The 19,480-nt window shown below is 55.4% G+C and carries 13 protein-coding genes; 7 read left to right on the top strand and 6 right to left on the bottom strand.

The genetic code is table 11. The features are described 5' to 3' along the window. The first annotated feature begins 71 nt into the window (after nucleotides 1-71). Nucleotides 72-1,349 carry a DUF1624 domain-containing protein gene (locus SD425_RS18005; RefSeq protein WP_324671348.1) on the top strand — a complete coding sequence of 426 codons (1,278 nt, stop codon included), beginning with the start codon at nucleotides 72-74 and terminating at the stop codon, nucleotides 1,347-1,349. Between the two features lie 11 nt (nucleotides 1,350-1,360). On the opposite strand, the gene SD425_RS18000 is transcribed toward SD425_RS18005, so the two are convergent. The 3 genes from SD425_RS18000 to SD425_RS17990 form a co-directional block, all read right to left on the bottom strand. Then, nucleotides 1,361-1,939, bottom strand: a complete 579-nt coding sequence (locus SD425_RS18000; protein WP_324671347.1) for a DUF1003 domain-containing protein — start codon at nucleotides 1,937-1,939, stop codon at nucleotides 1,361-1,363. A 276-nt stretch (nucleotides 1,940-2,215) separates the two neighbouring features. After that, nucleotides 2,216-3,580 (bottom strand): vanadium-dependent haloperoxidase, encoded by a 1,365-nt coding sequence (locus SD425_RS17995; RefSeq protein WP_324671345.1) that lies wholly within the window; start codon nucleotides 3,578-3,580, stop codon nucleotides 2,216-2,218. 2 nt (nucleotides 3,581-3,582) lie between these two features. After that, entirely contained in the window at nucleotides 3,583-6,882 is a 3,300-nt protein-coding gene (locus SD425_RS17990) for a VCBS repeat-containing protein (protein ID WP_416381005.1), read from the bottom strand. Nucleotides 6,883-7,237: 355 nt separating this feature from the next. Here SD425_RS17990 and SD425_RS17985 point away from each other — a divergent pair, with 355 nt between their 5' ends. Together SD425_RS17985 and ctlX are read left to right on the top strand one after the other, a co-directional pair. Continuing rightward, nucleotides 7,238-8,359, top strand: coding sequence for a glycoside hydrolase family 43 protein (locus tag SD425_RS17985; RefSeq protein ID WP_324671342.1), 1,122 nt, complete (start codon nucleotides 7,238-7,240; stop codon nucleotides 8,357-8,359). 116 nt (nucleotides 8,360-8,475) lie between these two features. Beyond that, nucleotides 8,476-9,393, top strand: a complete 918-nt coding sequence (ctlX, locus tag SD425_RS17980; protein WP_324671340.1) for a citrulline utilization hydrolase CtlX — start codon at nucleotides 8,476-8,478, stop codon at nucleotides 9,391-9,393. 90 nt (nucleotides 9,394-9,483) lie between these two features. On the opposite strand, the gene SD425_RS17975 is transcribed toward ctlX, so the two are convergent. Further along, nucleotides 9,484-10,086: a YdeI/OmpD-associated family protein gene (locus SD425_RS17975; RefSeq protein ID WP_324671338.1), complete on the bottom strand. Its 603-nt coding sequence runs from the start codon at nucleotides 10,084-10,086 to the stop codon at nucleotides 9,484-9,486. 363 nt (nucleotides 10,087-10,449) lie between these two features. Between SD425_RS17975 and SD425_RS17970 the strand changes: the two genes are divergently transcribed. Together SD425_RS17970 and SD425_RS17965 are read left to right on the top strand one after the other, a co-directional pair. Next, nucleotides 10,450-11,538, top strand: a complete 1,089-nt coding sequence (locus SD425_RS17970; RefSeq protein WP_324671336.1) for a PAS domain-containing sensor histidine kinase — start codon at nucleotides 10,450-10,452, stop codon at nucleotides 11,536-11,538. Nucleotides 11,539-11,579: 41 nt separating this feature from the next. Continuing rightward, complete coding sequence (locus SD425_RS17965) at nucleotides 11,580-12,668, top strand: ATP-binding protein (RefSeq protein WP_324671335.1); 1,089 nt, start codon at nucleotides 11,580-11,582, stop codon at nucleotides 12,666-12,668. A 28-nt stretch (nucleotides 12,669-12,696) separates the two neighbouring features. On the opposite strand, the gene SD425_RS17960 is transcribed toward SD425_RS17965, so the two are convergent. Continuing rightward, complete coding sequence (locus SD425_RS17960) at nucleotides 12,697-13,107, bottom strand: response regulator (protein ID WP_324671334.1); 411 nt, start codon at nucleotides 13,105-13,107, stop codon at nucleotides 12,697-12,699. A gap of 179 nt (nucleotides 13,108-13,286) precedes the next feature. On the opposite strand from SD425_RS17960, the gene SD425_RS17955 reads away from it, so the two are divergent. Both SD425_RS17955 and SD425_RS17950 read left to right on the top strand, forming a co-directional pair. Beyond that, nucleotides 13,287-13,418, top strand: a complete 132-nt coding sequence (locus tag SD425_RS17955) for a hypothetical protein (RefSeq protein ID WP_324671333.1) — start codon at nucleotides 13,287-13,289, stop codon at nucleotides 13,416-13,418. A 490-nt stretch (nucleotides 13,419-13,908) separates the two neighbouring features. Further along, on the top strand, nucleotides 13,909-17,811 hold the full coding sequence (locus tag SD425_RS17950) for a PAS domain-containing protein (protein WP_324671332.1): 3,903 nt from the start codon (nucleotides 13,909-13,911) through the stop codon (nucleotides 17,809-17,811). A gap of 120 nt (nucleotides 17,812-17,931) precedes the next feature. Here the strand turns inward: SD425_RS17950 and SD425_RS17945 are convergent, their stop codons facing one another. Further along, complete coding sequence (locus SD425_RS17945) at nucleotides 17,932-19,446, bottom strand: malate:quinone oxidoreductase (RefSeq protein ID WP_324671331.1); 1,515 nt, start codon at nucleotides 19,444-19,446, stop codon at nucleotides 17,932-17,934. Nucleotides 19,447-19,480 lie beyond the last annotated feature (34 nt).

Genomic DNA, 19,480 nt, shown 5'->3' with positions numbered 1-19,480 from the left:
CAAGCCGTTGTCGCTGGCTGTCGGCTGCAAACGCTAGCTGCTTTCGGGGCTCAATCCAGGGAATTATTCTGATGAAATCTGCTACCTTGTCAGACACCGATCGAGGTACTCACTTCGCTGAGAATGATAACGTAAACCGGGAGTTACCCATGCAGCCAACCACGACACTGCCGCCGCCTACCAGAGCTAGCCGCACTGCTTTTCCGCGCGTGCAAGCCATTGATATTGTACGCGGGCTGGTGATGGTGGTGATGGCCTTGGACCATGTGCGGGAGTTCTGGAACCCGACCCTGATCCAGCCCGAAGACGTCAGCCAAACGTCTGTTGGGCTGTTCTTAACCCGTTGGGTTACCCATTTTTGCGCCCCGACTTTCGTGTTTTTGTCGGGTACGAGCGTGTACTTTTACGCGCTCAAACAACCTAGCCGCGGGGCAGTTAGCCGCTTTTTGATTACCCGCGGCTTGTGGCTGGTGGTGATGGAAGTGCTGGTAGTCAACTTGCTGCTGCAATGGAGCTATCACTACCAGTTTGTCCTGCTGCAAGTTATATGGGCCATTGGCTGGTCGATGGTGCTGCTGGCGGGTCTGATTTGGCTGCCGCGGTGGCTGCTGACGACCCTAACCGTGGTGGTAATAGGTGGCCATAACCTGCTGCCCACTATTGCGGTTAAGACCCCCGCCGATGCGGCACTAGCCTTACTGCACAATAGTCCATCGCTCATTCCGCTGCCAGGCTTGCCGCCGTTGTTAAATGCCTACACGCTGGTGCCGTGGTTTGCGGTGATGCTAGCTGGCTACCTAATTGGGCCGTGGTTCCAACTGCCGCTACCGGACCGGCAGCGGCGCTTACGCTTAGCGGGTATTGCGCTGTTGGTGTTGTTTGTCGTATTGCGGGGCATTAATGTGTACGGTAACGCTACGCCGTGGGCTGTGCAGCCGCGCGGACTGACCTACACGGTGCTGTCGTTCGTGAACATCACAAAGTACCCACCGGCGCTACTGTTTCTATGTCTGACGCTCGGCGTCGCCTTGCTCTTGCTCAGCAGTGTAGAAACGGCCACCAGCCGCCTAAGTCAGTGGTTGCGCACGTTTGGGCAGGTGCCGTTCTTCTATTACTTGCTGCACCTACTGCTTAATAGCATCGGCGCCGCCATCTGGACCTCACTCGCCTTTGGCCGACCCGTGGACCTAAGTTTTACGCAGGCCAAAGACTTGCCCGCAGAGTATCATTCTAGTCTGCTACGCGCTTATGTGGCATGGGCGCTGCTCATTCTAGCCTTATACTGGCCATGCAGGTGGTACCGCAATTTTAAGCAGCAGCACACCTACTGGTGGCTGTCGTACTTGTAGCCGCTTGGTTGTTACTTGTTTGTTCCGGCGGCTGAATTATCGTCAGCGAAGCGCTGCTCATTCGCTTGTATGGAATCCAATACCTTCTCGGGCAGTACATTGCCGGCTAGCTCGTTAAGCTCCGGATCTTGCGCTTCCGGAATGTCCATCTTCTGCGCAATTCTCGTCACTAGCGTAATCAGGCGCGTGATTTCGTGCTCACTCAGCAGGCTCACCTGCAAGTCTAGGTTGGCCCGCTGATCTGCGAGTTCGGCCATGCGATTCTGGCTAATCAGTACGAAGGTGGAGAGGAAAATAGCTTCCACGGAGGCGAACATGGCCAGCACCACAAACGACGGGTCGAAGGGCTTCAGACCGAGCCACCCTAGGTTCCAGATAATCCAGACGCCGAACAAAGCCAAGTGGATGAACACAAAGCTCATGCTGCCGGTGAAGGACGTGACGGTATCGGCCAGCTTGTTTTGCCAGGTCCGTTGCTTTTCCTCGGTTTGCTGGCGCTTCAAGAGCGCCTGAATATTTCGCTCAACAATCTGCGCCATGCCAGATGGCGGCGTAAATCCAGACGTGGGCCGTGACTGATCGGTATTCATGAACACTAGCAGCTTACAGCCACTTATACGGCCCTCAGACGCCTGAATCTGTGGTCGAGCCGTTGATTTTCTTGATTCAGTTGAGCTTAAAAAATCGTTTTCTGTTCTTAATCAATTAGATACCTAGGTGTCTCTTGCGCACATTCAATCAGAGAGTGAAACAAAGTGCTAGACGCATAACCTAGCTTTCTGCCTGAAACGCCAACGCCTCCTGAAGCTCAGGAGGCGTTGGCGTTTCAGGCAAAAGAAGAACAAATAATGGCTTACAGGAAGACGCTATTTGCTGTAGCCTACGGCAGCGGCCGTAGTGAAAGGCTTGAAGCCGGCCGTCCGCATTTTTGCGACGATGAAGCTGCCTATCTTTTTACCTTGCGCGTTGCCGTTGTCGATGCTTTCGATGTAGTGAATGCCGCCGTAGAAGCGTGACACGGAAGCTTCCGCCGCTGCCTGCCGGAAGGAAGTGAACGGCCGCTCGCCGCTACCGAAGGGAATTTCGGTATTGTCGATGTACGCTAGCTTGTCGCCCAAAAGGTAGGTGAGCACCTCGGCCGAGGCGTTGGAAATCACGGCGTGCCCGCTGGTGTACTCGGGGAAGGGCGGCGTTTGCAAGATCGGCTGCCATTTCACATCCATGTACCGGTTGATGTAAGTCTCAGGGCGGATGCGGTTGGTGTCGTATTTTATTTCCCAGCAGCTAATGAACGCATCCATCAATGTGAGGCCCTCCACGCACAGTACGGCAACAGTCTTGTCAAAACCTAGCTTTGCCTGCTTGGAAACCAGCGCCGCAATGTTCATCCAGTGCCCGCCTGGGCTAATCTTTTTGAACCCAATGGACATGTGGCCCGACGTGTTGACCGCGAAGGGGTTACAATCCCAGAACTGAGCTATCTGCAACTGATCGGCCGTGAGCCGCTTCGAAATGTCGTACACACCCTTCACCTGTTGGTAAAAAGCCGAAGTGGTATCCTTGCTAAAGGGCGTGAGCGGGGCCGGCCGAAATGCATTGGCCGAGTCGATGATCATCGGGCGAATGGTTTTCCAGTTGGGTTCCACCGCTTCCATGTAGGCCGGCGGCGTCGGGTACCACATGCCTTCCGCTTTGAGCGGCGTATAGCGCTTCAGAGCACTCAGCCGACCATAGCTGTCGGTTTTGGAGAAGCCCACAACGGCTGCCGAAGCTAGCTTTCCCACCTTCACCGACTGAGCCAGCAGACTGGGTTTAACGCCTTTTTTCTCTAGTGTTTGTAGAAAGCTAGCCTGCTCCTCGGCCAGGTTTTCCCCGGAGGGCAGCAGCAGCCGGGCGGTTTCCAGGATGCTGTAGTATGCGGCTATCCGGTAGTCGTACTTGGCCGTGATGGTGTCGAGTCGGAGCGTAGGAGGGAAGCTTTTGACGAAGCTTTGCGGAGACGGTAAGCTTTTGTTGTGGGTTGCCACAATGCTGTAGGCCCCTAGCATGCTGTAGGCATAGTAGCGCCCCGCCACCGGCGGACTCACCACATCGTGAACCATCGTCATGTTGATGGCATCCAGCGCCTTGCCTGGGTTAAGCTGCTCATCAAGGGGAGAGCCGTGCGCTTGTAAGCGGCTGTAGCTAAGGAGAAAAAGGAGAACGGTAAGTAAGCGTATCCGGGGGCTCATCGTTACTTCTTATAAAACTGTACAGGGCCATTACTCACTCCCACCACTAAATAAGGCTGCTTGTTGACCGTGATTTCACTCACCGATTTCACATCGCCCATCACGCAGATGCCGGCCGTTGGCTGCTTCACGTAGCTAAAGCGGCCTTTGCCGTCGCCTTGCAGCAGGCAGCCGTAGTTAGCGTCTAAGCTGCCTAGCTTCAGGCGGTTGTCGGCGTGGTTGCCGAGCAGGAGCAGGTCGGTGTGCCCGTCGCGGTTGTAGTCGCCGCTGGTAATCTGGCTGACCACCGAAAACTGGGCTTCGGCTGGCAACTCGGTAGCCGTGAAGCTGCCTTTGTTGTTGAGGTACAACATGGTACGCGTTTCGTTAGCTTCCAGCTTGCTTGCCTTGCCTAGCTCTTCGGCAGTAAAAATCTCATGCATGCCAGCGTCGGCGTAGGCTTTGTAAGAAGTAAACCGGCGGCGCATCGGGTAAATGACTTCGTTCAGCTCATCCCGGCTCACAAACGGGTAGCTCTTGCCCTGCATGTAGAAGTTCAGGAAAGGATCAATGGAGCCGTTGTTATCGAAGTCGGCGTAGTACAGCTCCACCGGCTCCTGGGTCGTCGCATGAATCTGGGTGTTCATCCCTAGGTTGCCGGCCACTATATCTGGCTGGCCATCGGCATTTACGTCAGCTACGTGCAGGCTAAACCAGAACCCTTTTTGGGGCGTGGCAAAGTAGGCAGCGGTTTTATCCTGGAAGCCTTGCGGCGTGTTGATCCAAACAGTGAGCGGCATCATCTCTCCGCACAGTACCAGGTCTTTGCGGCCGTCTTTGTTCAAGTCTACCCACTGGGCGTCGGTCACCATGCCGGTTTGGGCAAAGGGCACGTCCGCAGCGGTGAATTGCCCTTTGCCATCATTGACGAGCAGATAGCTAGGGGGCGCCATGGGGTATTTGCCGGGGATGACCCGGCCGCCCACAAACAGATCCATATCTCCGTCGCCGTCGGCATCAGCGGCCCGTGCGCAGCTTTTGCTGCCGGCGTTGAGTTTCGGCAGACCGGTTGCGGAAAGTGTTAGGTGCCCTTTCCCGTCGTTCAGGTATAGCTCGTCTTGAAGCTCTTCATTCCCGGCCTCGTACAGCGAGTAGCCCCCTTTGGCTAGGTACAGATCGGGGGCGCCATCGCCGTTGGCGTCGAAGAACGTGGCAGCCGCAACGGTGCCGGGGCTCGTACTGACGCCACGGCTCAAAGCGGCCTCCGTGAACTTAGCCCCGGGTTGCTGGAGGTAGAGCTTGCCAACCTCGTCTTTCGCGCCGCTCACAAAAAGGTCGTCCAGCCCATCCTTGTTCACGTCGGCCTTCACCATCACCGGGGCGGTTTTGGAGTACATGAACAACATGAGCAACTGGCGCTTGAAGTCGTTCAGGGCAACTTCTTCGGGCTTAAAATCAAACAGTGGCGCAGCGGGCTTAAATACCGTTTTCGGCGCTAGCGCTTTGTGGGCATACGACTTGTCGCTGGGCTTACCGGTGAGCTGTAGCAGTTGGTTCGCCTTCACCGCCTTCAGCAGCTGCGACGTTTGATTGGGCCAAATCACGCGGACTGAGTCAACCAGCTGATTGCTACCTAGCCCAAAATTCAGGGTGGTCGAAACGCACGAGAGGTAGCCCCGGTTGGGGTTCAGCTCCTGATACTGCACGTTGCTGGGCGTGTACACGTACACCTTAGCCCCCACGGCGTTGGTGTTCTTATCGGTGCCTTTTAGCTTGAAAGCTAGGTAGTTGGTATGATGATCTTCGACGCTGCGGTTGCGGTAGAGGCCCGCAGGTTGGTTAATAGTATTCACGACTAGGTCCAAGTCGCCGTCATTGTCTAGGTCGGCGTAAATAGCGCCGTTGGACATGTTGGTTTGGTTCAGGCCCCATTCCACCTGTTTGTTGGAGAACGTCAGGTTGTGCTCGTTGCGGAAGATGTAATCGGGTACCGAGGTAGACGGCATGGCCGTTACTAGATCCATCAGCTGAAATGGCTCGCGGGCCATGGCCTTCTTGATCTTATAGTCGCCCCAATAGCGCAAAAAGTCCTTGTTGGTGTAGTCGCGCAAGTAGCCGTTGCTGATGTAGATATCCTTGTAGCCGTCGTTGTCGAAATCGGCAATCAGGGGGCACCAGCTCCAATCGGTGCTGGATACACCGGCCAGCTGCCCAATTTCACTGAAGGTGCCGTCGCCATTATTCAGGTGCAGCATATTGCGCATATACTGCTGGTACAGATCCTGATTGAGCATGAGCCCAAACGTCTCGTAGTTTTCCTGCAATTGCAGGGATTTTTGACGGTGATTATCCGCCGGCAGCATATCTAAGGTAAAAATGTCGGGCTGCGCGTCATTATTAAAATCGGCAATATCCACGCCCATCGAAAAGTGCGAATGATGTCGCAGCATTTGCTTTGAGTGATCGGTGAAAGTGCCGTTTTGGTTGTTTAGATAAAGGTAATCGGGCTCGTTGTAATCGTTGGTTACATAAATATCAGCCCACCCATCTTTATTTATATCCGCCACGGCAATACCTAGGCCGAACGTTAACGGACTTTGTACAATACCGGCGGTTTTGGAAATATCCGTGAAATGACCGCTGTCGTTTTTGAATAATTTATTACCCGCCAATATATCTACTTCGCCCTTGTGGCGGGCAAATTCCATGTTGTCAATCTTCTTGATATTATGATTGAGCAGAAACATGTCCAGGTCGCCGTCATTGTCATAGTCGAAAAAGGCTGCTTGGGTGCTATACCCTAGGTCGTCGAGTCCGTAAGCGCTGGCTTCTTCCTTGAATTTGTTGCTCCCTTGATTGATAAACAGCTGATTACGACGAACATCGTCTGCCTTTTTGCCCGAGTAGCACACGTAAATATCGAGCAGTCCGTCGCCGTTCACATCGGCCATCGTAACGCCTGTTTTCCAGCTGTCTTTGCGGCCTTCGAGGGCGGGGGAGGCTTGGTTGGTAATATCCTTGAATTCGAAATTACCTAGGTTAAGATACAGCCGGTTGGGGCGCATGTTACCGGTAAACATGATATCCGACAACCCATCATTATTAATATCGCCAACCGCTACGCCGCCACCATTATAAAAATACTCGTACGATAATATATTAAGTGCTTCGGTTTCGCTGACCTCATTTGTAAAGCTGATTCCTGTTTCTTTCGGGCTCAATAAATTGAATAAAGGCTGCTGCGCATTACTATCGATGGCAGCGCTTGAGAAAAGTAACAGGCACAAGAAAGCATAACCGGCTTGAGAGCGGCGAATACACATGGAATAGGTGTTGGTCAGAGAGGCGTTCAACTGTTGAAAGTACAACTCATGGAGGTAGTACTTTCTGTAATATTGGAATTAATTATCGTTTATCTGCAAACTCTAGCGAAGAATTTCGCTGTCTTATGTTTGCGCGCACGCAAATGCATAAGGTTGAGCAGCCCAAAGCAGAGAAGCCGAGCTAGGTAGGTTGCTGCGCTCCAATAAACCTTGCTATCACAATCGGTTGCGGTGTTTTCAGAAACTGAGAAGTTTGAAAAAGCCTAAAAAGCTAGGTAACTAGGCCAGTAAATAGCGGCACTAAGACCTAGGTTTTTTCCGTATTTGGCCGCTAAAACCTCAACTAAAACTAAAAATGCGTACCCACCGCAAGAGCACTTTCTTAACGCCCGCCCTTTTTGCTTCCCTCGCGCTGGCCAGCGCTTGCCAGAGCAACAGCACCAAAACCGAAACCGCTGCTACCACCGATGCGGCGCAGCAGACAGCAGCGCAGCCCGGCGACTCGACGGGTAAGAAGTTTCTATCTGAGCCGCTCGTGCGCGACATCTACACCGCCGATCCTTCGGCGCACGTGTTCAACGGTAAAATCTATATTTATCCGTCGCATGACATCGAAACCGGGATGCCGGAAAACGACAACGGCGACCATTTCGCTATGCGCGACTATCACATCCTCTCGATGGATAGCCCCGAGGGGAAGGTAACTGATAATGGCGTAGCGCTAGACGTGAAAGATGTTCCGTGGGCTAAGCGCCAGATGTGGGCGCCGGATGCCGCCTTCAAGAACGGCACGTACTACCTGTACTTCCCGGTGAAAGACAAGCAGGATATCTTCCGCATCGGGGTAGCTACCAGCAAAAGCCCTACTGGTCCGTTCAAAGCTGATCCACAGCCAATTCCGGGCAGCTACAGCATCGACCCGGCTGTGTTTGCCGACACCGATGGCAACGCCTACATGTACTTTGGCGGCATTTGGGGTGGACAGCTACAGCGGTGGCGCACCGCAAAATACGATTCTACCATTGCTCCAAACCAACCGGCCAACGAAGTGGCTATTGGGCCGCGCTTTGCGCGCATGAGCAAGGATATGCGCAAGTTCGAGGGCCCAGTGCAGGAAGTAAAGATCCTGGATGAGAACGGCAAGCCCTTGCTAGCCGGCGACACCAAGAAGCGCTTCTTCGAGGGCGTTTGGATGCACAAGTACAACAACAAATACTACCTCACGTATTCCACCGGCGACACGCACTTGTTGGTGTACGCCGTGGGCGACAAGCCAGAAGGACCGTTTACGTACAAAGGCGTGCTAATGAACCCGGTGCAGGGCTGGACTACTCACCACTCTATCATCGAGTTCAACGGCAAGTGGTACATCTTCTACCACGACACGCAGCTTTCCAACAAAACGTGGCTGCGCAACGTCAAGGTCACGGAGCTGAAGCGCAACGCCGACGGCACGATCGAGACGATCAACCCGTAACATAGAACGTAATGCCGGAGCTTTGCGCTACGGACAGTACACTCGGCCTTCTCGCTGCAAGCGGGAAGGCCGTTTCTTTTGTATCCTAGCGGCTGTTCCCTAGCTTACACTTTCCTATGCAATCTGCTTCTACCGTCTTCCTGGTTCGACCCGTGCGTTTTTCCTTCAACGCCGAAACGGCCGCCTCTAATTACTTTCAGCAAAACCTAGCCGACCTAACGCCCGAAGCGGTCCAGACAAAAGCCTTTGCTGAGTTCGATGCGGCGGTGGATACACTCCGCTCAAAGGGTGTGCAGGTGCTGGTATTTGAGGACACGCCCACGCCTGCTAAACCCGACGCTGTATTTCCAAACAATTGGCTCACGCTGCACCCCGATGGCCGGGTGCTGCTCTACCCGATGTGCGCCGTGAATCGCCGGGCCGAGCGCCGGCCAGATATTCTTCAGGAGCTAGGTCGGCAGTTCGTCATCACGGAAGTAGTTGATTTGTCGCTGCATGAGCAAGCGGGAAGGTTTCTAGAAGGCACGGGCAGCATTCTGTTCGACCACGTGCACCGAATAGCTTATGCCTGCCTCTCGCCACGCACCGACGCTGACCTCTTTGCGGAAGTAGCGGCCACGTTAGGGTACCGTCCGGTAGCTTTTCATGCAAACGACGAACAAGGCCACGCCATTTACCACACCAACGTCATGCTGTGCATTGGGGCACGGGTTGCGGTCGTGTGCCTAGCCAGCATCACCGACCCGCAGGAGCGCGCCGCCGTAGTAGATTCTCTGACCGATACCGGTCACGAAATAGTGGACATTACGCAGGCGCAAGTCGCTCATTTTGCGGGTAATATGCTTACCATGCGCACCGCTACCACCGAGCTGATCGTGCTTTCCCAACAAGCCTTCGACGCGCTGAGCCCTGCGCAGAAGCAGACCCTAGGTGGCTATGGTGAGCTGGTGCCGCTGGCTATTCCGACCATCGAAACGATTGGCGGAGGCAGCGCCCGCTGTATGCTGGCAGAGGTGTTCCTGCCCAGGCGCTGAGCTCTGCGGTGAGTAGTAGGGGAGAGGCGGTGCAGCGCGGCTAGTCGCCATACCATCAAAGCTAGCTGGCTTCTTGTACCGCAAAAGGATCTACGGCTGGAGGCGCTTTGGCCCGCTAAACAGGGTTGGTTTCAGCTGTTTGTCAGCTAGGTCTACGATTGCTGCAATTCGGTTTTGTCGGGTTGTGGGCCGCTTGGCGAGCACAAGCCATTGCAACATGTTGCGTTTGTCGGTCTTACTCAACGCCAAGAAATAGCTTCTGGCATCTGGCCTTTTTTGCAGTTCCTGCTCCAGGTCCTCCGGGATGATTAAAGCTTCTACATCATCCAGGAGCGTCCAGGCGCCGTTCTGCTTGGCGGTTTCAATGCTGTCGAAGCCTGCTTGGGTCATCTGCCCTTCAGCAATGAGCCGCTGGATTTTCTCCTTGTTGACTCTAGACCAACCGCTTTTGGGTTTTCTTCGGCTGAAAAACTGCCGGTATCGCTCGTTGTCTATGGGCTTGGCTAGGCTATCAATCCAGCCGAAGCATAGAGCCTCGTCTACGGCTTCACTCCAGGTGAGGGTAGGAGTAGCGGAGTTCTTCTTGTGGTACACCAGCCACACAGATTGTTGTTGGCGGTGGTGCTCTTGCAGCCACGTGCGCCAGTGCTGGCGGCTGGTGGGACAAAACATCTCTAGTGCTTCTTCTGCCATGATCGTGTAGTAGGGTGTTCCGGGAAAGGGATTGATAATGACCTAGCTAACCTAGCCAAGAAGCGTAGCTCCAAGCGCAGCATTAATCACGTAGCGGAATGGCTACTGTGGGGCTCTTGGTCCTGAGTAGGTGAATTTATCAAGGACGGTGCGCAACTTTGCAAAAGTGGCTTCTGATACTGACAACCCTATGTCAGTAGCTGCCCGAATTTTTTAAGAAACTGCTAAACGAGAACTAGGGCGAGGGTATTTGTGAAGCAGCACCTAGGATGGTTAAAAAACCACTTCGGCGGCCGTGGGCGAAAAGGCGGTAGCAACCAAATAGGGCGCTGTTCAGTACCTATCTGCTGATCTTCGCAGCTTATGCCCGATTACTTGCCCTTTTTTCGTCCGCTCATAGCGAATAGCTTGGGCGTGCACTTTATCTATGACCTAGCAGCGTCGCGTGTACACTACGTGAGTGAAGCATACGAGCGTATTTTCGGCAGTCCCGCTGATAAAGTTAATGACCACTTGGCCAACTGGCTGGCCCGCGTGCACCCCGATGATGTGGCCTACGTGCGGGAGCGGCTAGCGGCGGCGCCCGAAGAAGAGGTAGTCCCCGACCTGGAGCTGCGCGTGGATCGGGAGAATGGCGGCACGCAGTGGTTCTGCCTGACGGCTTGCCGACTGCCTGCCGAAGCGGGCAAGACTTATTTGAGCGGACAGATTCAGGACATTACCCGGGCGAAAGAGACTGTGCATAACGCCCAGAAGTTCAACATGAAGAAGAACGCTACGCTCGAAATCATGTCGCACGATCTGGCCGCGCCCTTGGTCCTTATTCAGCAACTCACCGATCACCTGGCCACCGAGTCGCAGCCCGACCGCAACCCGGCCGTGCAGGAAATGCTGAATTTGATTGAGCAGACCTGCACTGAGGGTGTAAACTTGATCCGGGACTTCGTTGATAACGAGTTCTTTGAATCGAGCTTGGTGGAGCTCAAGCGCGAGCGGGCCGATATGATTGAGTTGCTGACGGCCGTGCTGGAAGAATACAAGCGCTCCAGTTATCGTACGCGCCTTAATTTTATTTATGAGCTACCTGCTCATCCCGTGTATGTAGAGTACGACGTGAACAAGTTTCAGCAGGTTGTTAACAACCTTATTTCCAACGCTATCAAGTTTACGCCTGATGGTGGGCAGATCAGGGTGAGCCTCGTGCGCCGCGGCGACCGAGCGTGCCTGCAGGTAGCAGATACAGGAATTGGGATTCCGCAGGAGTTACAGCCGGTACTATTCGATAAATTTACCAGAGCGCGACGTGTGGGGCTGCGTGGTGAGAAAACCAACGGGCTCGGCATGTCGCTAATCAAAACTATTGTAGAGCTGCATGATGGCCGTATTTGGCTGGAAAGTGCCGAGGGAAAAGGCACTACCTTCCACGTAGAGCTGCCCGCCTTGTCGACCTAGGTCATAGGCAACGAAAATTGTTGAGCTTAGTACATCTATCCATGTCTGATTACCTTGCCCTCCTCCGTCCTTTTATTGCCCGTAGTCAAGCCGTTCAGTTCGTATATCAGTTGGCTACCCAACGAATCGTGTACGTGAGCGAGGCTTACGAGCAGGTGGTGGGCGACCCGATAGCGCACGTCAATGAGGACCTGCCCCGCTGGCTACAACGCCTACACCCCGATGACTGGCAGCTGTTGCGCCACCGCTTCGCGGAAGCCCAACTGGAGGAAATGGTGGAGAACATAGAGCTGCGCGTCATGCAACCCAACGGCGGTACGCAGTGGCTGTGTTTGTCTGCGTGTCAGGTGTGCGATTCGGATGGGCAGGCCTATCTGACGGGCCGGCTGGAGGATATTACCAAGGTGAAAGAAAACGGCATCAACGCCGAGAAATTCAATGCGAAGAAGAATGCCACGCTGGAGATTCTAGCGCATGATTTGGCGGCGCCGCTGGCGCTTCTACAGCAGCTCACCGAGTTCCTCTCCGACGAGGTGCAAGCGGATCAGAGCTCCGTCACGCAGCAGCTGTTGACTCTGATGCAACGCACCTGTACGCAGAGTGTCACCTTGATCCGGGACTTTGTGGACAACGAGTTCCTGGAGTCGTCCAGCGTGGTACTCAACTTGAAGCGCACCGACATGGTTGTGTGGGCGCGTACCCTGGTAGCGGAATACCAGCACTCAGAGGCCCACATGCATCTGCACTTCGAGTACCATGCCCCCGAGCATCCAGTGTACGTTGAAGTAGACATCAACAAGTTTCAGCAGGTGTTGAACAATCTGCTGAGCAACGCCATCAAGTTTACGCCCGATGGTGGCCACATTGCGGTGAGCCTGACCCAGGAGGACGGGCAAGTAGTGATAACCGTAACCGATACTGGCCTAGGTATTCCGGCGCACTTGCAACCGGTGCTGTTCGACAAGTTCACCAAGGCCCGCCGCCCCGGCCTGCGGGGTGAGCACACCACGGGGCTCGGAATGTCCGTTATTCAAACGCTCGTGCACTTGCACCACGGCCGCATCACCGTCGCCAGCGAGGAAGGCCTAGGTACTACGATTCGTATTGAGTTGCCAATTCTGCCAGCTTAGAGACGCGGCTTCGCCGGCAACAGTCAGTTTATTGCTGCGCAAAATGCTGCTGTAAGATCTGTTGCACCTTTTCTGCTGTGAGCGGCTTGCTCAGGTAGCCACTGACTGCAAACTCCTTGGTCCGCTGTACATCTAGTGGGTACAGGGATGAGGAAAGCACCACAATAACACTTTCCATTGGCTGAGTGGCCGCTAATTGCTGGTAAGCAGCCAAAAACTCGAAGCCATTCATGCCCGGCATGTTCAGGTCCAGCAGAATGAGCGCCGGGCACGCCGGCGTTTTTGGCTGGCAATGGCGAGTTATCAGCGTTAAGGCCTGCTGACCGTCTTGGGCTACGAGCACCTGCTCGGCCACGCCAAGCCGGTCCAGTAACCGTTGGTTAAGGTAGTTGGTGGTTGTATCATCATCCACCAGCATTACACACGACAAAGGAATCATAAAAACTATCGAAGAACTAGCCGCGAAAACGCAGAAGTCAGTATACGGCGTTTAGCGCGGGAAGTAAACGGTAAAGGTGGAGCCGACGTCTACTTGGAGATTGACTTCAAGCCGCCCGCGGCCGTTTTGCCGCCATTTTCTTGCCAATATGGCCCGACATCCGAGCCTTCCACGTGGGTATGAAAGCGCTGGAACAGCTGAAACAGCTACCCTATGCGTTCGGCCGCTATGTGCTTGCGCGCCTGCACCTGTTCTGTCACGTTGGTGGTAATGTGGACGCCGCTGGCTACCTAGCCGGCTTCGATGAGTAGGTTGAGCAAGACAATGTAGTTAGTAGCGTTGCTCCAACTCGTGCGTAGGCCTAGCATCCTAATGGGTACCTTATCGACCCGGAAAGATCCATCAGTTGCTGTTGCGTCTTTGGCAACACCTAGAATGTTCTTGAACTCTAGATGTGGCAGCTGCTGCAACTTGTTTCCTGGTCTATAGGCAACTCCTGAGAGCTCGCTAAGAGGCAATTACCCAGCCCAGTCCTTTTTACTTCCTACTAAACGAATACCTATCAGCTGATAGCTGGGTTAGGGCAGATTTCGGTCACAGCTATGCTTGCTTCATACTGCGTTTTAGCTGCCCGTGTAATGCAAGTAAGCAGGAGAAAGCGCTGTGGTTCAGCTTTGTTTCCCAGCCTAAATTTGAGTATCTTCCCTGCCCGTAACCTCTCGTATGGCTTTAGGAATCTGCTGACCAATCCGCGTGACAGTGCCTTGACCAGCCAGCCCGCGGCTTCACTGCGTCTCGCTTATGTCCGTATTCCCTCTTGCCATTACTGACTATACTTCCCTGTTGCAAGCCTTGCCCGGCGGGGTAGTAGCGCTAGCCCCCGACGGCACTGTTGCCTTGCTTAATCCGGCTGCTGAAAGCTTGTGGGGTGTGCCGAAAGAGGCCGTACTTGAACGCCGGCCTGCCGCGGTATTGCCCGCCGTGCTGCCCCCTGAGTTGCTGCAGGCCCTAGGTGAACCTAGCACCAGCGGCGACTACTGGCTGCCCCATACTGCGCAATGGATTACCATGCGCATAACTCCAGCATCAGACGGCTACATGTGGGTGTACTGGGACAACATCACCGCCCAGCGGCAAGCCCAGGCAGAGGCACAGCATCACCGCGAAGCTGAGCGCAGCACCCAGCAGCTGATTGCCTCCATTGAAGAGATAGCCCATACAGGACACTACGAGGCCGAGCTAGCTTCTACGCGTCTGCATTTCTCAGACGGACTATTTCGCTTATTTGGCGAAGCGCCCCAAGCATTCGAGCCTACGCTCGACCTCATTAATTCCCGCTCTCATCCCGATGACGCGGCTGTGGTGAGTCAGGTGCTCGCCGAGGCCGTCCGTACCCGGAACCCCTATTACTACCAGCGCCGGATTTTTCGGGCCGACGGCCAGATGCGGATCGTGGAGGCGCACGGCAACGTCGTCTGCGACCCGAGCGGCACGCCCATTAAGCTACTCGGCTTGGTCCAAGACGTGACCGACCGTGTACAGGCCGAAGCAGAGACCTTGCAGCTCAAAGACGAGCTAGCGCAGCGGGCCACCGATGCGTATCGCACCCTGTTTAACTCCATCGATGAAGGATTTATCCTGATTGATTTGCTATTCGACGGGGCGGGTAAGGCCGTGGATGGCCGCTTTCTGGAAGCCAATAGGGTGCTAGAGCAGCAGACCGGCCTGACGGATATTGTCGGCAAGACGCTGTTGGAAGTGCTGCCCGATATGGGGCCCGCTCTCGTCGCACAGTATGAGCACGTGGCACAGACGGGCGAGCCCGCCCGTTTCGAAGTGCAGATCGATTCCCTCAACCGGTCATGGTACACCTTGTACGCCTCGCGGGTAGGCGAAGCGAGCAGCCGCCAGATAGCCGTGGTCTTCGATAACATCACCGCGCGCAAGCAGCAGGAGCAATACCAAGCGTATCTGCTCCGCCTCAACGATGCGCTACGGCCGTTGCAAGACCCAGTAGCCATTCAGGAAGCGGCGGCTCGCATGTTGGGCGAACAGCTACAGGCCGACCGAGCGCTATACGCGGAGGTGAATCCAAACGACGAAACGTATACGATTGCCAGCAGCTACGCGCACGGTTCCTATCCCCAGCTACAGGGGCACCTAGCTATTAGGGAGTTCGGCGAGGTTAGTAGGCGGTTGCGCACCGGCCAAACGGTCGTTATTGAAGATCTGCTCGCAGACGAGACACTGGGTGAAGAGACGCAGGCGGCCCTCGTGGCCGTGAACATAAGCGCGGCTATTATCTTTTCGCTCGTCAAAGCAGGGCAGTGGGTTGCCGCTTTCGGCGTGCACCATGGCCAGCCGCGCCGGTGGAACGCTGGTGAAATTGCCATGGTCGAAGAAACTGCCGAGCGTACCTGGGCAGCCGTTGAGCGCGCTCGTGCGGAGGCCGCCCTGCGCGCGAGTGAAGCCCGCCTGCGCACCCTAATCGACAACTTGCCCGGTGGGGCCGCTTTTATCGTCGGGCGCGACTTCCGCTATCAGCTGGCTGCTGGCGAATCGTTGCATCAGTTAGGAATTACGCCCGATAATTATGTGGGCCGTACCCTTGCCGAAGTGCTGCCGCCTGAGAAAGTAGCTGATTACCTACCGTTTTATCAGCAGGCACTGGCCGGCCAACCCTTTGTCCATGAGCACGGGGCGTACGGCCGCACGTTTGTGTCACGGGGCATGCCCCTACCGGACGCCAGCGGTGAGATTCCGGCTGTGCTTGTTATCTCTTATGATATTACGGACCGCAAACAAGCCGAAGATGCGTTGCGGCAATCAGAAAAGCGGCTGCGCATTGCCCTCGAAGCGGCTGAGCTAGGTGCTTGGGACTGGGACCTAGCTACCGATGAAGTACATTGGAACGAGCGCCACTTCGTTCTGATGGGCTTAGATCCAGTTCTACGGCCTATGAAATACAGCTACTTGGAGCAGCACTTGCACGCCGATGACCGGCCCATTGTGATGCAGAAGTTGCAAGCAGCCAAGGACGAGCAGCAGGTATTTCGGGCCGAGTTTCGGATCATTACGCCTCAGGGCGAGGTGCGCTGGATGAGCGGCTACGGCCAAGTTACTGACACCACGCCTGATGGGCAGCCCCTACGCATAAGCGGGGTAATGCTCGACATCACCGAGCGCAAACACACGGAGCAGCAGCTGCAGGAATTGGCGACCTCGCTGGAGCGCAAGGTCGCCCGGCGTACCGAATCCTTGCAGCAAAGCCGCGACTTGCTTCAATCCGTTTATGATACCAGCCTCATCGGCATGTCGGTGGTGCATGCCGTGCGCGATGCCGCGGGCAACATTGAGGACTTTGTTTTCTTGTCGGTGAATCGCAAACTGGAGGAGGAAACCGACCATCACAACTTGGTCGGTATGCGCTACACCGAAGCGTTTCCCGGCATTGTGCCCAGCGGTCTGTACGAACAGATGGTGAGGGTCGTAGAGACGGGCAAGTCGCAGCAAACGGAGTATTTCTACCCCTATGAGGGAATGGAGCACTGGTTTTGCTCCATGTACGTCAAGCTCGGCGATGGCTTGGTGGTCACGACCCTCGACATCACGGAGCGCAAGCAGGTTGAAGCCGAGCGGGACCAGCAATTCATGCTGTTGCAGCAAGCTGAAATCATTGCTCGCCTAGGTAGTTGGGAGTACGAATTGGCCACGGGCGCGTTTCGGTGGTCGGAGGGCATGTACCGCCTCTTCGACTTGCCCGTGGGCAGTCCGGTCCGCCCTTCCTTGTACCTCGATTACGCTGCGGCTGAAGACCGTCCTGTTGCTGAGCGGCTGGTGCGGTACGTGACCCAGGAGCCGCGGAGCTTTGAGAAAACCCTCCGCCTGCACATAGGCGAGCAAGTAAAGACGATCCGCGTCCGAGCTGTGGTGCTTTACGATTCCCAAAACCAGCCCCAGCGCCTCTTAGGTGTCGACCTAGACTTGAGCGAGGTGCAGCGCCTGCAAGCCGACAACCTGCGTCTGCGCTTGCAGCAACAGCAAGCCTTATTCGAAGCTGTGCAGCAAGCCCAAGAAGCCGAGCGCAAGCGCATCGCTGAGTCCTTGCACAATGGAATAGGCCAGCTGCTGTACGCCACCAAGCTGCGCCTAGATCAGCTGCACGCCCCCGTGCTGCGCGGGACCAGCCTGGTAGCGGCCCGCCACGAGGCTGACGGCTTGTTGGCGGAAGCTATCCAGCAGACTCGCGCCCTCTCCCACGAACTGGTGCCCATGGTGCTGGAAGAGTTTGGCTTAGTCGCGGCGTTGCAAGACATCTGCCACCAATTGCGCACTCCCCGGCTTCGCTTTCGGTGCTCGGTGCAGCTGGAAGTAGACCTAGATGCTATGACTCCTTCGTTGCAGCTAGCCCTCTACCGAATAGCGCAGGAGCTTATGCAAAATGTAGTGAAGCACGCGCACGGAGCCACCGAAGCCAGCCTGGAGCTGGAAACTGTACCTGGTTTCGTGATGCTGCGCGTCGAGGATGATGGCCCCGGCTTTATTTCGGCGGCTACCAGTCCTGGCCTGGGGCTACGCAGCATCCGCGACCGGGTGGCGCTGCTGGGCGGCACGTTGGACCTAGGTTCTTCGCCGCAATCCGGCGCTTACGTTCGCCTTCGTCTGCCTGTGCCATCGACACGCCCGGTCCTTTCCAACGCCTGATGCGTGTTGCCTATAAAGGCTCATTTGCCGTCTAGCTTTGGTGCAACAAGCTTTGTTAAAGAGAACGGCCCCGAAAACATTGTTTTCGGGGCCGTTCTCTTTGTGGAAATAAAAGTCGTATTACGCTGGCTCGTTCACGTTGAGACCTAGCACCTCGCTGGTGTTATTGCGAATCTGCTCGCACAGTTGCGGGTTGTCGTTCAGCTTTTGCCCGAAGGATGGAATCATCTGCTTGAACTTGGCCTGCCATTGCGGTGAAGAAGCTTGGTCTTTAAAGCAGCGCTGGATCAGACTAACCATAATGCTTACGGCCGTGGAAGCACCCGGCGACGCTCCTAGCAAAGCAGCAATAGAACCGTCAGAAGCACTTACCACTTCAGTACCGAATTCCAGTACACCACCTTGCACGGGGTCTTTTTTGATTACCTGCACGCGTTGGCCAGCTACTTCCAACTCCCAGTCTTTGCCGTTGGCGTTCGGCATGTACTCACGCAGGGCGGCCAAGCGGTCGGCGGGGGACTGACGCACCTGGTTGATGAGGTAGCGCGTCAGCGGAATGTTCTTGATGCCCGCAATCAGCATCGGCCGCAAGTTACCCGTCTTGATAGAAGAAGGTAAGTCCAGGAATGAACCTTGCTTCAGGAATTTGGTGCTAAAGCCCGCGTAAGGACCAAACAGCAGCTCACGCTTGCCATTGATCATGCGCGTATCCAAGTGCGGTACCGACATGGGTGGTGAGCCTACGCTCGCTTTGCCATATACTTTAGCCTGGTGACGCTCGATAACGTCGGGGTTGGTGCACTTCAGCCACTGCCCGCTCACGGGGAAGCCACCAAAGCCTTTGCCCTCCGGAATATCCGACTTGATGAGCAGGGGCAGCGAGCCGCCACCGGCCCCGATAAATACGAACTTGCTGTGCACGCGGGTTTTTTCGCCGCTACCTAGGTCTTTGGCTTTCACGTACCAGCTGCCGTCGGGGTCGCGGCGCAGCTTCGTTACCTCGTGGTTGAAGTGGAAGCTCACGCCGGGCTGCTCTTTCAGCATATTGAAAAGGCCGCGGGTGAGGGCGCCGAAGTTTACGTCGGTGCCGATTTCCATGCGCGTAGCGGCTACGCTTTCCGAGGGGTTGCGGCCTTCCATCACCAGCGGCATCCACTGCTGTAGCTGCTGGTGGTTTTCACTGTATTCCATGCCCTTGAACAAGGGCGACTTAACCAAGGCTTCTCGGCGCTTGCGCAGGTATTCCACATTGGCATCGCCCCACACGAAGCTCATGTGCGGGATGCTGTTGATGAAATTCTGCGGTGTTTTGAAGTCAATCTTCTGGACCAAGTACGACCAGAATTGCTTCGATACTTCAAAGGATTCGGCAATGCTGATGGCTTTCGAGATGTCGATGGAACCATCCGCCTTTTCTGGGGTATAGTTCAACTCGCAGAAAGCCGAGTGCCCGGTGCCGGCGTTGTTCCACGCGTCGGAGCTTTCGGCAGCGGCTACGTCGAGCCGCTCAAACACGGCAATGGTGAGTTCGGGTTGTAGCTCCTTGAGCATGACGCCCAAAGTAGCACTCATGATACCCGCCCCAATCAGAACTACATCGGGACGTGAAATGAAAGAATTATCGCTGGTGCTCATGCGCTTTAATATGACTCAAATAAGTACGTTGAAC

Source organism: Hymenobacter sp. GOD-10R (genome assembly GCF_035609205.1).
Lineage (GTDB): Bacteria > Bacteroidota > Bacteroidia > Cytophagales > Hymenobacteraceae > Hymenobacter.
The sequence above is the reverse complement of the archived record's forward strand: the minus strand, read 5'-3'. Positions and strand labels throughout refer to the sequence as shown.

Excerpts from the sequence above, each read along its gene's own strand:
- SD425_RS17945 (WP_324671331.1), bottom strand. The coding sequence starts at position 19,446 with ATGAGCACCAGCGATAATTCTTTCATTTCACGTCCCGATGTAGTTCTG.
- SD425_RS17990 (WP_416381005.1), bottom strand. The coding sequence starts at position 6,882 with ATGTGTATTCGCCGCTCTCAAGCCGGTTATGCTTTCTTGTGCCTGTTA.
- SD425_RS17955 (WP_324671333.1), top strand. The coding sequence starts at position 13,287 with ATGAAAGCGCTGGAACAGCTGAAACAGCTACCCTATGCGTTCGGCCGC.
- SD425_RS17950 (WP_324671332.1), top strand. The coding sequence starts at position 13,909 with ATGTCCGTATTCCCTCTTGCCATTACTGACTATACTTCCCTGTTGCAA.
- SD425_RS17995 (WP_324671345.1), bottom strand. The coding sequence starts at position 3,580 with ATGAGCCCCCGGATACGCTTACTTACCGTTCTCCTTTTTCTCCTTAGC.
- SD425_RS17960 (WP_324671334.1), bottom strand. The coding sequence starts at position 13,107 with ATGATTCCTTTGTCGTGTGTAATGCTGGTGGATGATGATACAACCACC.
- ctlX (WP_324671340.1), top strand. The coding sequence starts at position 8,476 with ATGCAATCTGCTTCTACCGTCTTCCTGGTTCGACCCGTGCGTTTTTCC.
- SD425_RS18005 (WP_324671348.1), top strand. The coding sequence starts at position 72 with ATGAAATCTGCTACCTTGTCAGACACCGATCGAGGTACTCACTTCGCT.
- SD425_RS17965 (WP_324671335.1), top strand. The coding sequence starts at position 11,580 with ATGTCTGATTACCTTGCCCTCCTCCGTCCTTTTATTGCCCGTAGTCAA.
- SD425_RS18000 (WP_324671347.1), bottom strand. The coding sequence starts at position 1,939 with ATGAATACCGATCAGTCACGGCCCACGTCTGGATTTACGCCGCCATCT.
- SD425_RS17970 (WP_324671336.1), top strand. The coding sequence starts at position 10,450 with ATGCCCGATTACTTGCCCTTTTTTCGTCCGCTCATAGCGAATAGCTTG.
- SD425_RS17985 (WP_324671342.1), top strand. The coding sequence starts at position 7,238 with ATGCGTACCCACCGCAAGAGCACTTTCTTAACGCCCGCCCTTTTTGCT.
- SD425_RS17975 (WP_324671338.1), bottom strand. The coding sequence starts at position 10,086 with ATGGCAGAAGAAGCACTAGAGATGTTTTGTCCCACCAGCCGCCAGCAC.